This window comes from Streptomyces sp. NPDC028305 (genome assembly GCF_055569495.1).
The window spans coordinates 65598-79084 of record NZ_JBVHTN010000007.1; the positions used below are offsets into that span (position 1 = coordinate 65598).

Annotated in this window: 9 protein-coding genes; 6 read left to right on the plus strand and 3 right to left on the minus strand. The window is 74.0% G+C overall.

Annotated elements, in window-relative coordinates; all coding sequences use genetic code 11:
* Window positions 1-6 precede the first annotated feature (6 nt).
* From ACZ4WQ_RS30030 to ACZ4WQ_RS30045, 4 genes are read left to right on the plus strand one after another with little or no spacing between them, the layout of a single operon-like run.
* Window positions 7-2562: a dipeptide ABC transporter ATP-binding protein gene (locus ACZ4WQ_RS30030; protein ID WP_468022570.1), complete on the plus strand. Its 2556-nt coding sequence runs from the start codon at window positions 7-9 to the stop codon at window positions 2560-2562.
* 11 nt (window positions 2563-2573) lie between these two features.
* On the plus strand, window positions 2574-3686 hold the full coding sequence (locus ACZ4WQ_RS30035) for a peroxidase-related enzyme (RefSeq protein ID WP_468022571.1): 1113 nt from the start codon (window positions 2574-2576) through the stop codon (window positions 3684-3686).
* Window positions 3687-3693: 7 nt separating this feature from the next.
* Window positions 3694-6030, plus strand: a complete 2337-nt coding sequence (locus ACZ4WQ_RS30040; protein WP_468022572.1) for a molybdopterin-dependent oxidoreductase — start codon at window positions 3694-3696, stop codon at window positions 6028-6030.
* A 42-nt stretch (window positions 6031-6072) separates the two neighbouring features.
* Entirely contained in the window at window positions 6073-6648 is a 576-nt protein-coding gene (locus ACZ4WQ_RS30045) for a TetR/AcrR family transcriptional regulator (protein ID WP_385346247.1), read from the plus strand.
* Between the two features lie 29 nt (window positions 6649-6677).
* On the opposite strand, the gene ACZ4WQ_RS30050 is transcribed toward ACZ4WQ_RS30045, so the two are convergent.
* Window positions 6678-8744 (minus strand): phosphocholine-specific phospholipase C, encoded by a 2067-nt coding sequence (locus tag ACZ4WQ_RS30050; RefSeq protein ID WP_468022573.1) that lies wholly within the window; start codon window positions 8742-8744, stop codon window positions 6678-6680.
* 237 nt (window positions 8745-8981) lie between these two features.
* On the opposite strand from ACZ4WQ_RS30050, the gene ACZ4WQ_RS30055 reads away from it, so the two are divergent.
* Both ACZ4WQ_RS30055 and ACZ4WQ_RS30060 read left to right on the plus strand, forming a co-directional pair.
* The gene (locus tag ACZ4WQ_RS30055) at window positions 8982-10199 is read left to right on the plus strand and encodes an SUKH-4 family immunity protein (RefSeq protein ID WP_468022574.1); all 1218 of its coding nucleotides are present in this window, start codon (window positions 8982-8984) and stop codon (window positions 10197-10199) included.
* Window positions 10200-10292: 93 nt separating this feature from the next.
* Entirely contained in the window at window positions 10293-11750 is a 1458-nt protein-coding gene (locus ACZ4WQ_RS30060; RefSeq protein ID WP_311729608.1) for an amidase, read from the plus strand.
* 476 nt (window positions 11751-12226) lie between these two features.
* Here ACZ4WQ_RS30060 and ACZ4WQ_RS30065 read toward each other — a convergent pair whose 3' ends face one another.
* Window positions 12227-13111 (minus strand): aldo/keto reductase, encoded by an 885-nt coding sequence (locus tag ACZ4WQ_RS30065; protein WP_468022575.1) that lies wholly within the window; start codon window positions 13109-13111, stop codon window positions 12227-12229.
* Complete coding sequence (locus ACZ4WQ_RS30070) at window positions 13111-13437, minus strand: MFS transporter (protein WP_385346257.1); 327 nt, start codon at window positions 13435-13437, stop codon at window positions 13111-13113. Before ACZ4WQ_RS30070 ends, ACZ4WQ_RS30065 begins: the two co-directional genes overlap by 1 nt.
* Between the last annotated feature and the right edge of the window lie 50 nt (window positions 13438-13487).

Sequence of the window (13487 nt, forward strand, 5' to 3'; positions counted from 1 at the left end):
GCACTGGTGAACCCGCTGCTGGAGGTCTCCGGCCTGAGCGTCGCCTTCCCGGGCGCCGGAGTCCAGGCCGTGCGCGACGTGTCCTGGGAGGTGCACCCCGGCGAGACCATCGGCCTGGTGGGGGAGTCCGGCTCCGGCAAGAGCGCCACCGGACTCGCCGTCCTGGGCCTGCACGGGCCGGGCGCGCGGATCACCGGCAGCATCCGGCTCGACGGACGGGAACTGGTCGGCGCCGGCGAACGGGAGCTGCGCCGGATCCGCGGCCGCCGGGTCTCGATGATCTTCCAGGACGCGCTCGACGCGCTCAACCCGTACCGTCCGGTGGGCGCCCAGATCGCCGAGGCCTACCGGCTGCACCACGACGCCTCCCGGGCCGCCGCCCGCACCCGCGCGGTGGAACTGCTCGAACGCGTCGGCATCGACCGCGCCGAGCGGCGCGCGAAGGACTATCCGCACCAGTTCTCCGGCGGCATGCGGCAGCGCGTCATGATCGCCGCCGCGCTGGTCAACGAGCCGGACCTGGTCATCGCCGACGAACCCACCACCGCCCTTGACGCCACCGTCCAGGCCCAGGTCCTGCGGCTGCTCACCGAGCTCCAGCGGGAGATGGGCATGGCGGTGGTGCTGGTCACCCACGACTTCGGGGTGGTGGGCCAGATGTGCTCGCGCGTCGTGGTCATGTACCGGGGCCGCGTCGTCGAACAGGGCCCCACCGACCGAATCCTGACCGCCGCCCACCACCCGTACGCCCGCGCCCTCGTCGCCTCCGTCCCCCGCATGGACGACCCCCCCGGCAGCCGCCTGCCCACCGTCCCCGAAACGGTGGCGTCCCTGATCGGCCCGATAGACGAAGAGTCCCTGGCCGACCCCGCCCTCCGCATCCCGCAGGCACGGCAGGTAGCGCCCCCGGCCGACGGCCCGGCGCCGGCTCCGGCGGGCGGTGCGCCGTCCCCGGCGGCGGACACCGAGGTGTCGGCCGCTGCGGCCGAACTCTCGGTGGCCGACGCTTCGTCCGCCGCTGACGTCGCGCCGTCAGCGGCTCCCGTGGCACCCGGCGTGGCCGCCATTGAAGGTCCGGCCGATGCGGCTGGCGCCTCGTCGGGGGACGCTGCGGTGGATGCCGCGGTGGGTCCGGTGGCTGGCGCTTCGTCCTCCGTTGACGGCGTGCTGCCTTCGGCGCCGGTGGCACCCGGTACGGCGGCCATCGAGGGTCTGGCTGCTGTGGCTGGCGCCTCGTCGGGGGGTTCTGCGGTGGATGCCGCGCCGGGGCAGGTGGCTGATCCTTCGTCCTCCGCCGACGGCGCCGTCGCCCCGGCACGGGTGGCAGCCGTCGCCGTCGGAGGTCCGGGCGATGCGGCCGGCGCCTCCTCGGAGGGCTCCGCGGCCGACGCCGCGCCGATGTCGGCGGGGGGTGAGACGAACCCGGCGGGTGACGCCGAGCCCTCGGCGTCCGCTGACGGTGCGCCGTCCTCGGCGCCGGTGACAGACGTCGGGGCCGTCGCCGCAGGGGGTCCGGGCGATGTGGCCGGCGCCCGGCCGGGGCGTGCTGTGGCCGCTGCGGCCGAGCCCCCGGCGGCTGACGCTTCGTCCTCCGCAGACGGCGCGCCGTCTGCGGCGCCCGTGACGGCTGGCGCGATCACGGCGTCGCCCGCCGCGCCCGCCGCCTCTGGCGGCCGGGCGGGGGAGGCCCGCTCCGGCGGGGCGGAGGGCGCGGCCGAGAGCGACGGGGGGTCTCGGGGCGGAGCCCCGGGGAGTGGGGAGGGGCGGGGCGGGGAGAACACCCCCACCCCCCTCCTCCGCGTGCGCGACCTCACCGTCACCTTCCCCGGCGGCCTCGGCCGCACCCCCCACCGCGCCGTGGACGGCGTCAGCTTCGACATCGCCCCCGGCGAGTCCTTCGGCCTCGTGGGCGAGTCCGGCTCCGGCAAGAGCACCATCTCCCGCGTACTCCTGGGCCTGCGCCGCCCCGACGACGGCAGCGTCGTCTTCGACGGCGAGGACATCACCCGCCCCGCCCGCCGCCGCGGCCGGGCCCCCGCCGTCCAGATGGTCTTCCAGGACCCGTACGGCTCGCTCAACCCCGACCGCCGCATCGGCCACACCATCGGCGCCCCCCTCGCCCTGCACACCGACCTCTCGCGCGCCGGGCGCCGCGAGCGCGTCGCGTCCCTGCTCAGCGAGGTCGGTCTCGAGCCCGCGCTGGCCGACGCCTACCCCGACGAACTCTCCGGCGGCATGCGCCAGCGCGTCGGCATCGCCCGTGCGCTGGCGCTGGAGCCCCGGCTGCTGGTCGCCGACGAGCCGGTCTCCGCGCTGGACGTCTCAGTCCAGGCGCAGGTGCTCAACCTGCTCACCGAGCTGCGCCGCAGCCGGGGCCTGGCGATGCTGTTCGTGTCCCACGACCTGACCGTCGTACGGCACATGTGCTCACGCATCGCGGTGCTGCACCGGGGCCGGATCGTCGAGGTCGGGGAGCGGGACCAGATCATGGAGCGCCCGGGCAGCGACCACACCCGCGCGCTGCTGGACGCGATGCCCGCCCCGGCCCACCGCGCGTCATGAGAGGCACAGCCATGTCCATTCCGGTCACGCGTGGCCACGACGTCCTGGACCGGTTCGCCGGCGCCGCGCCGGAGGTGACCCGGCTGCGCGCGCTGCGCCCCGAACTGGTGGGCCTGGAGCAGCGCGCGTACGACGAGCTGTTCCATCCGCCGGGTCCCGGCACCGGCGTGTCGGCCGCCGAACGCGCCGCCGCGGCGCTCGCGGTGGCCGTCGAACACCGCCGCGCCCCGGCCGTGTCCCACTACCGGGCGCTGCTCACCGAGGCGACGCAGGACCCGGGCGTGGCGGAGCGGATCGTGGCCCGCGCCCCGCTGGAGGGGCACGCGTCACCACGGACCGCCGCCGCCGTCGCACACGCCCGGCAGCTCACCCGCGCCCCCGCCGAGGCGCGCCTGGACGCCCTGCGGGCCGCCGGGTTCACGGACCCGCAGATCGTCACCGTCTCCCAGGCCGCCGCCTTCGCCCACCACCAGATGCAGCTGGCCGCCGGGCTCCAGCTGCTCGCCACCGGCGACTCGGGCACCGGCACCGACCCCGGCGCGCCGTCCACGACGGTGGACGGCGGGCCGCGGTTCACGACCGACGTGCTGACCTGGCGCCCCGCCATCCGCCCGCTGGCCCGCGAGGAGCTGACCGAGGCGCACCGCACCGCGCTGGCGGGCAAGCGGCCCGACACGCCGTACTTCCGCACCCTGGGCCACGACCTCGGCATCTTGGCCGTCCGCACCGCGATCGACCTGGCCGCCTTCACCGCCGAGGGCGGACTGCCGCGCGCCGAGCGGGAGTTGGCCGCCACCGCCGTGTCGCTGCACAGCGGCTGTGTGTACTGCGTCTCGGTGCACGCCCGGCGCGCCGCCCAGCTGCACGGCGACCCGGAGCCCGTGGACCGCCTTCTGAAGTACGGCAGCACGGCCGTCCTGGGCCGCCGCTGGAAGCTGATCGTCCGCCTGGCCGCCGGACTTGCCCCGGTCCCGGCCACGGCCGCCGACGCCGATGTCCAGGCGCTGCGCGAGCTGGGGCTCTCCGAGCCGGCCCTGGTCGACCTCGTACACTGCGCGTCGTTCTTCGGCTGGGCCAACCGCCTGATGCTGAGCCTCGGGACGGTCGACGGAGAGGCAGGGTGAGGGGAGCGTGACGAAGCGCCCGCCACACAACGGCCACGGTGGGCACAGCGCCCACGCCGCGCCCGGCGTGCCCCGCCCGCACAGCTCCCACTGGGGCGCCTTCACCGCCGCCGCCCGCCCCGGCGGCGGCCTGGAGGTCACCCCGGACCCCGGCGACCCCGAGCCCTCGCCACTGCTGCGCAACCTCCCCGCCGCCCTCGACCCCCGCGCCCGGGTGCTGCGCCCGCACATCCGCCGTGGCTGGCTGGAGCGCGGCCCCGGGCCCGACCCGGCCCGCGGGGCCGACACCTTTGTGCCGGCCTCCTGGGACACCGTGATTCCCCTGCTGGCCGGGGAGTTCGAGCGGGTCCGCGCCGGGCACGGCAACTCGGCGATCTTCGGCGGCTCGTACGGCTGGGGCAGCGCGGGCCGCTTCCATCACGCGCAGAGCCAGATCCACCGGTTCCTGAACTGCCTGGGCGGCTACACCCGGTCCGTCAACACCTACAGCCTGGGCGCCTCCCGTACGCTGCTGCGCCATGTCGTCGGCGACGACGCCCCGATCTCCGCCCCCACCACCTTCCCGGTGCTCGCCGAGCACACCGGCCTGTTCCTCTGCTTCGGCGGGATGCCCGCCAAGAACTCCCAGGTCAACGCGGGGGGCATCAGCCGCCACTCCACCGCGGCGGCGCTGCGCGCGGCCCGCGCCCGCGGCGCGCGCTTCGTCCTGGTCAGCCCGCTGCGCGACGACCTGGCGGCGGAGCTGGACGCCGACTGGCTGGCCCCGGTGCCGGGCACCGACGCCGCGCTGATGCTGGCGCTCGCCCATGTGCTGATCGACGAGGGACGGTACGACGAGGCGTTCTGCCGCCGCTACTGCGCGGGATTCGACACCTTCCGCCGCCATGTCCTGGGCCTGGACGGGTCACCCGCCAAGACGCCGCGCTGGGCCGAGGAGATCTGCGGCATCCCGGCCGCCCGCATCGCCGACCTCGCCCGTGAGCTGCCCCGCCACCGCACCATGATCTCGCTCAGCTGGTCGCTCCAGCGCGCCCACCGGGGCGAGCAGCCGCTGTGGGCGGGCATCGCCCTGGCCTGTCTGCTGGGCCAGATCGGCCTGCCCGGCGGCGGCTTCGGCCATGGATACGGGGCGACCGCCGGGATCGGCGCCGGCAGCCTGCCGTACAAGCTGCCGACCCTGCCCCAGGGCGACAACCCGGTCGCCGACTTCATCCCGGTCGCCAGAATCGCCGATCTGCTGCTCCACCCCGGCTCCATCTGCGACTACGACGGGCAGCGGCTGGTCCACCCGGACATCCGCCTCGTCCACTGGGCCGGCGGCAACCCGTTCCACCACCACCAGGACCTGGCCCGGCTGCGCCGCGCCTTCACCCGCCCGGACACGGTCGTGGTCCATGAGCCGCACTGGACGGCCACCGCCCGCCACGCCGACATCGTCTTGCCCGCCACCACCACCCTGGAGCGGGACGACCTCGGCGGCGCCAGGGAGGACGCGGCGCTGATCGCCATGCACAGGATCGCCGAACCGGTGGGGGAGTCCCGCGACGACTACCGGATCCTCGGCGATCTGGCCCATGAGCTGGGCGTCGGCGCCGCCTTCACCGAGGGCCGCGACGAGCGCGCCTGGCTCGAACACCTCTATGAGAGCTGGCGCGCCGAGCTCGACCCGCGCTACGCGCCCGAGGAGGACTTCGCCGCCTTCTGGCGGGCCGGCCGCATCGCGCTGCGCGGCCGGCGCGAACGCCACACGCTGTACGCCGACTTCCGCGCCGACCCGGACGCCCGCCCGCTGCCCACCCCCAGCGGCCGGATCGAGCTGCACTCCACCACCATCGCCGCCTACGGCTACGACGACTGCCCCGGCCACCCCACCTGGCTGCCGCCCGAGCCGGAGGACGACGACGCCCATCCGCTGCACCTGATCGCCAACAACCCGGCGACCCGGCTGCACAGCCAGCTCGACCACGGCGCGCTGAGCGCCGGCTCCAAGGTCGCCGGGCGCGAACCGCTGCGTCTCCACCCCGACGACGCCGCGGCGCGCGGGCTCCGGGAGGGCGATGTGGCGCGGGTGCGCAGCGCCGTGGGCAGCCTGCTGGCCGGGGTGGTGATCAGCGACGCGCTGCGCCCCGGCGTGGCGCAGCTGGCCACCGGCGCGTGGTTCGACCCGTCCGCCCCCGAGGTGGCCACCTGCGTGCACGGCAACCCCAACGCGCTGACCCGCGACATCGGCACCTCGCGGCTGGCCCAGGGGTGTACCGGCCAGCTGGCCCGGGTGGAGGTCGAGCCGTACGACGGGCCCGAGCCCCCGCCGCCGGTCCGTGCGCACCTGCCGCCCGACTCCTGAGGTACCGTGGGGAGAACGATGGTTCTCTTGCGGTAGGGGCGGATGACGGTGGATCTCGAAGCGACGAAGGAGCGGGTCCTCGACGCGGCCGAGGAGCTCTACTACGGCCGCGGCGTACAGGCGGTCGGCATGGACGCGGTACGGACGGCCTCCGGCGTCTCCCTCAAGCGGCTCTACCAGCTCTACCCCTCGAAGTCCGCCCTGGTCGAGGCGTATCTGCGGCGCCGCGACGCCCGCCTGCTCGACGGGCTCGCGCGGTATGTCGAGGCGGTCCCCGGGCCGCCCGAGAAGCGGTTGGCGCGGTTGTCCGCGGTCTTCGACTGGCTGTACGAGTGGTTCGGCGAGCCCGACTACCGGGGCTGCGCGTTCATCAACTCCTACGGCGAGCTGGGCGCCACCACACCGGAGGTCGCCGCGGCCGCCCGCGCCCACAAGGAGGCCTTCCGGCAGTACGTGGCGGGCCTCGTCGCGGCCGCCGGGCTGCCCGCCCCGCTGGCCGCCCACCTCGCCCTGCTGGCCGAGGGCGCGATCACCACGGCCGCCATATCGGGCTCCCCCGAACCGGCTCGCGAGGCCCGCGAGGCCGCCAGGGTGCTGATGGACGCCGCCCGCGCCTGAGGCGCGGGCGGCGTGATGACCGCCAGGCGTCAGCCGGCCGCGATCGCGGGGTCGCTGATCCCCGCCCGCCCCGTCTCCACGTGGCCGGCCAGCCGGCGCAGGAAGCCGCGGTCGTGGTCGGAGGCGACCGACAGGTCGTACCACTGGTGGCTGCGGCGGAGGCCAGCCGTGTGGACGGCGTGCGCGCCGGGCCGCAGCCGGTAAGCGGCCGGCGCGGCCTTGCCGTACGCGTCGGTCACCGTCAGCGTCACGGTCGTGTCGCCCCCGTTGGTGAGGGTCAGCCGCACCTGCCCGGTCTTCCGGTCGTGGCGCGCGCTCACCTCGGGCCCCCGGCGGCCGGCGGCGGTGTGGCCCGTGAAGCGCCGCAGGAAGCCGCCGGGGCCGTGGACCGTGAAGTCGTAGGCCCCCTGCTCCCGTTCCGCGGTGGACCAGCTGCCGGACAGCCGCTTGCCCGCCTCGACCGTGTAGCCCCAGGGGCCGTCGGCGTCGGTGGCGGAGGTGACGTGGAAGTGCGCGCCCGCCCGGCCCGGGTTGGCGAAGCCGATCCGCAGGGCGTCGCCGACGGCCGTGGCGTCGGCGGCCAGGTCGTACGGCAGCGGCCTGGCGTGACGGGTGCCGGGCTCCTGCGCGGGGAGCGAGCCGTGCGCCGGGGGCTTGGGCTTGTAGTCGGGGTGGCGCTCGCGGTCCGGGGGCAGATAGCCGCTGGTGTCCGGGAAGGCCGGGAGGCCGGGGTCGGTCCGCGCGAAGTCGAACGCCGCGGTCAGGTCGCCGCACACCGCCCGCCGCCACGGCGAGATGTTCGGCTCGGCCACCCCGAAGCGCCGCTCGATGAACCGGATGATCGAGGTGTGGTCGAGGGTCTGGGAGCAGACCCAGCCGCCGGTGCTCCACGGCGACACCACGAGCATCGGCACCCGCTGCCCCAAGCCGTAGGGGCCCACGACCTTCGACGAGGAGCCCGGGAACAGCTCCCCGGTGGTCTCCACGGTCGACGCGCCCTTCTGCGGGGAGGACGGCGGGTACGGGGGCACGAGGTGGTCGAAGAAGCCGTCGTTCTCGTCGTAGGTGATCAGCAGCGCGGTCTTGCTCCACACCTCAGGGTTCGAGGTCAGCGCGTCCAGGACCTGGGCGATGTACCAGGCGCCGTAGTTCGGCGGCCAGTTGGGGTGCTCGCTGAACGCCTCGGGCGCCGCGATCCAGGAGACCTGCGGGAGCCGGCCGGCCTTGACGTCGGCCCGCAGGATGTCGAAGTACCCGTCGCCGTTCTTGGCGTCGGTGCCGGTGCGGGCCTTGTCGTAGAGCGGATCGCCGGGCGCGGCGCCGCGGTACTGATGGAAGTACAGCAGCGAGTTGTCGCCGTAGTTGCCCCGGTAGGCGTCCTCGATCCAGCCCCAGCCGCCCGCGGCGTCGAGGCCGTCGCCGATGTCCTGGTAGATCTTCCAGGAGATCCCGGCCTTCTCCAGGCGCTCGGGGTACGTCGTCCAGGAGTAGCCGGCCTCCGCGTTGTCGAGGACCGGACCGCCGCCGACGCCGTCGTTGCCCGTGTAGCCGGTCCACATGTAGTAGCGGTTGGGATCCGTGTTGCCTATGAACGAGCAGTGGTACGCGTCGCAGACGGTGAAGGCGTCGGCCAGCGCGTAGTGGAACGGGATGTCCTCGCGGGTGAGGTACGCCATGGTGGTGGCGGTCTTGGCCGGGATCCAGTTGTCGTAGGCACCCTGGTGGAAGGCGGATTGGCCGCCGTTCCAGTCGTGGTTGAGGCCCTGGAGGAACTGGAGGCCGAGGTCTTTCGCGTCGGGCCGGAAGGGCAGCACGTCCTTCGCGCCGTCCGGCTGGTACCACACCGGCTTGCCGTTGGGCAGGGACACCGGGTGCGGGTCGCCGAACCCCCGTACCCCGCGCAGGGTGCCGAAGTAGTGGTCGAAGGAGCGGTTCTCCTGCATCAGGACCACGACGTGTTCCACGTCCCGCAGGGTGCCGGTGCGGCGGTTCGCGGGGATCTCCGCGGCCCGCGCGATGCTGTCGGACAGCAGGGACATCGCGGCGGCACTGCCGCCGGCCAACTGCATGAACTGTCTACGGTCCAGGGAAGACATGAACGGCCACTCTCCTCGGCGTCCGGGTGGAGCAGGGGACCGGGGCAGTCTCGCCCGCCCCGGCGGGACCGCGCCACGGGGGACGGCGGAATCCGGAAAGAACCCTGTGTGAACGCCGACCGCCGGAGTGTCGGTGGCGCGCAGTAGGGTTTTCGAGCAAGAACGTTCGAGCAAGAACGTTTCGAGCAAGGACGGGAGACCCGGGGCGGCACCGCGCCGGGGCGGCACGGGGGTTGCATGGCAGCGGCGGTTATCAGGGTCCCGGAGAGCGAGTCGCATCCGGCGATCACCCACGAGGCGACGCGGCGGTGGCTGAGCGAGACGGGCCTGCCGGGCGACAGCGACCTGATGCGGTTCCGGCCGCTCGCCGAGGGGCGGCCGGTGCCCGTCCCGCGGCTGCTCGCCGGCTCCGCCGACCCGGCCGAGCTCGACGAGCACATCGGCGGCCTGCTGGCCATCGGCCACCTCCTCATCGAGGGCGAGGAGGCCGAGCACGTCCTGCTGGACGGGGCCACCGGGCGGGTCTTCAGCATGCTGCTCTTCGAGAAGGACCCCGGCCTGCTCGAGGTCCTGCCCCTGGCGCCGTCGGTGGAGGCCCTCACCCGCTTCCTCGACGCGGCGGCCGAACTGGCCGGGCTCCGGGGCCGGTTCGCCCCCTTCGCCGTGCGCTTCGGCGCGCGGGCGGTGGCGGACGCCTCCGCGCTGTACCTGTCGGTCCTCGAAGAGGCGGACTGGGACGGCGGCGGCTGGGGCAGCGCGGGCGACCCGGAGGAGTGGGAGCACGCCCTCCCCGCGCTCTGGCGCATCGTCGCGCTCGTCCGTCCGCTCGCGCTGATCGCGGGGCCGGGCGGCGGCCTGCTGCTCGACCTGCCCGAGGGGCTGCTGGAGGAGGAGTTCGGGCCGGAGGAGATCGTGCGCTTCGACGCGGCCGAGCTGCCCGCCACCCTCGTCCACGAGCCGACGCGGCGCTTCCTGGCCAGGACCGGGCTTCCCAAGGACGGCCTCATGTTCCACCCGGACACCGACGCGCCGCGGCTGCCCACGCTCGCCCAGTGCCGCGAGGACGGCGAGCGGGGAGAGGAGTTCTACGGCTTCCCGGAGGACATGGCCGTCGCCCCCGACCGGCTGCTGCGCCTGGGATACCTCGTCGAGGACACGGACGTCGTCATCGACGCGGACACCGGCGCGATCCACGCGTGGTTCATCCCCGACGCCGCCCTGCGACCGCTGAACGCGGACATCTCCACGCTGGCCTTCACGACATGGCTGCTGCGCCGCGAGGCCGCGATCGACGAGGAACACGACCTGACCGACGACATGTACCAGCCACTGGCCGACACCATGGCGGCCGTGCTGGCCTCGGTGGACCCGGTGGCCTGCCGCCCGACGGGCGAGGCCGACGACTGGCGCTACTGGCCGGAGGTCTTCCACGACGAGGCGGGCGGGGTGCTGTAAACGGGGAAGCCTGTGACGTACGACGCCACGTACCGCGCGTAGGCCGCGTGAGCCGCGTGGGCCGCGTTCAACGAGAGGGAGAGTGACCCCCGGGTGCCGAACGACGACGACCTCTGCTTCCTGCCCGCGCTGGACCTCGCCGGCCTGCTGCGCCGCCGCGAACTGTCCGCGCGCGAGCTGCTGCTGGCCCACCTCGACCGGATCGAGCGGGTCAACCCCGCGGTCAACGCGATCGTCACCCTCGTCGCGGACCGCGCGCTCGAAGCCGCCCAGGAGGCCGACGAGCGGCTGGCGGCCGGGGCGGACCCGGCCGCGCTGGGGCCCCTGCACGGGCTGCCGATCGCCCACAAGGACACCCACAACACCGCGGGCATCCGCACCAGCCACGGATCGCGGCTCGCCGACGGCGTGCCCGAGCAGGACGACCTGATCATCGAGCGGATCAAGGCCGCCGGGGCGATCACCCTGGGCAAGACCAACGTGCCCGAGTTCGCGGCCGGTTCGCACACCTTCAACCCCATCTTCGGCGCCACCCACAACCCGTACGACCTGGGCCGCAGCGCGGGCGGCAGCAGCGGCGGCGCGGCCGCCGCGCTGGCCTCCGGCATGGTCCCGCTCGCGGACGGCAGCGACACCGGCGGCTCGCTGCGCAACCCGGCCTCGTTCTGCAATGTCGTCGGCCTGCGCCCGTCGCCGGGCCGCGTCCCCACCTGGCCCGCCTCGGCGGCCTGGAGCACGCTCCCGGTCAAGGGCCCCATGGCCCGTACGGTGAGCGACGCCGCGCTGCTGCTGTCCGCCATGGCGGGGCCCGACCCGCGCTCGCCCATCGCCCTGGAAGAACCCGGTTCCCGCTTCGCCCGCCCGCTCGACCGCGATCTGCGCGGGCTGCGGGTGGCCTGGTCGCCCGACCTGGGCGGGCTGGTCCCGGTGGAGCCCGCCGTGGCCCGCGCCGTGGAGTCGGCGGCGAAGGTCTTCGAGGACCTCGGGTGTGCGGTGGAGGAGGCGTGCCCGGACCTCACCGAGGGCGAGGAGGTGTTCCGTACGCTGCGCGCCTGGCTGTTCGAGATCTCCTTCGGCTCCCTGATGGACGGCTGCCCCGAGGACCACCCCGACGCGCTGAAGCGCACCATCCGGGAGAACACGGAGGAGGGGCGGCGGCTGACCGGTCCCGCCCTCGGCCGGGCCGAGGTGGCGCACACCACGCTCTTCCACCGGGTGCGCGCGTTCTTCGAGCGGTACGACGTACTGCTGCTGCCGGTCAGCCAGGTGGCGCCGTTCGATGTGACGGCCGAATACCCGACCGAGGTGGCCGGTGTGCCCATGACGGACTACCTGGACTGGATGCGCTCGGCCTACCTGGTCACCTCGACCGGCAGCCCGGCGCTGTCCGTACCGGCCGGATTCACCCCCGAGGGGCTGCCGGTCGGCCTCCAGATCGTGGGACCGCACCGGGCTGACTTCGCCGTCCTCCAGATCGGCCACGCCTTCGAGCAGGCCACCCAGCACTGGCGCCGCCGCCCGCCCGGCGCGGACACCGACTCAGGTCACTAGTGACCTGTCCGGCGGACGCGATCAGGCGCACCGGCCGCACAGGTATCCACGCCGCACAGCGGACCGAGACCCGGCCAGCCCCGGCACAGGCGCCCACCGGCCGCGGTGTGTCCGGTGCGGCGGCGGACCGTACGGCGACTGCCAGGCCGGCCGGTCGGTTCGACCCGGGCCGCCCATGTCGCGGCGCCGTACGACCGGGTCCTGGAGCAGTTCGGCTATCGGCAGGCAGATGGGTATGAACGCCCAGTTCTTGGACACAGAGTTACACCGTTCCAGTGAGAAGATCGCAGCGAGAAGGAGCACGGCGCACAGGTGCGACGCGCGACGGATCAGCGCTTGGGGAGTCTCACTTGGTGTACAACGGCATGTCCTTGACAGGGTGACTGCGGGCGACAGCACGGTAACGGCACACGGGAGTGCGGTTCCACCGATTTTGTCGAGCGTGACGCCGTGCGGGCCGACGTCACGGCGGCGACTCAGGCTTCGGAGATGGCGCGGCCGTAGGCGGCGAGGGTCACGGCTTCGGGCTCGGGGCCGCCGCGTCGGCCGGTCTCCAGGGCGTCGATGGTGGCGAGTTCGTCGGCGGTGAGCTCGAAGTCGAAGACGTCGATGTTCTCGGCGATCCGCTCACGCTTGGTCGACTTCGGGATGACCGAGCGTCCCCGCTGGAGCCCCCAGCGCAGCAGCACCTGGGCCGGGCTCTTGCCGTGGGCGTCGGCGATGGCGGTGACAGCCGGGTCCTGGAGGACGCTCCTGCGGTTCTCGCCGTAGCCGGGGTAGAAGGTGATGCCTCCGATAGGTGACCAGGCCTGGTTGAGGATGCTGTGCTGGTCGTCGAAGTCGAGGACGGCGCGCTGCTGGAAGTAGGGGTGGATCTCCAGCTGGTTGACCGCGGGGACGACGGAGGCCGCGGCGAGCAGTGCGGTCAGGTGGTCGACCATGAAGTTGCTGACGCCGATGGCGCGGACCTTGCCGTCGGCCAGGAGCTTTTCCAGGGCGCGGTAGGCCGCGAGAGTCCGGTCGAAGTCCGACGGCAGCGCCTGGTGAAGGATCAGCAGGTCGATCTGGTCGACCCCGAGCTTCGCGGCGCTCTTGTCGAAGCCGTGCAGGGTCTCCTCGTACCCGTAGTCGCTGATCCAGATCTTGGTCTCGATGAAGATCTCGTCGCGGGGGACCCCGGAGTCTCGGATGGCCTGACCGACCTCGCGCTCGTTGCGGTAGGCCGCGGCGGTGTCGATGTGCCGGTAGCCGAGTTCAAGCGCGGCGGTGACCGCGGCCCGGGTCTCCTCGGGCGGGGTCTGGAAGACACCGAGTCCGAGGGCGGGCATCTCGACGCCGTTGTTGAGGGTGAGGATCTGCATCACAGAGACCTTTCGATGTGGGCTGCCCGTGAGGGCAGGATGAGCGTGACGACCGCCACGACGGCCAGCGCCAGCAGGACGGCGGAGCCGGTCAGGGCCGCACCCGAGCGGGCCGCGATATCGGCGGCCGCGTGGCCGGCGGAGACGGCGGCGGCTACGGCGGTCAGGATGCTCAGGCTCAGCGCGCTGCCGATCTGATGGACGGTGTTGACCAGGCCCGAGCCGGCCCCCGCGTCTGCGGGGGCGACGCCGTCGACACCGCTGGAGGTCAGCGGCGCCAGCGCGAGCCCCTGGCCGGCGCCGATGAGCTGTGCGGTAATGGTCATCGCGTCACCAGCCTCATCGTCGAATGCCCCGCGCCGGCTCTGGTGATCGC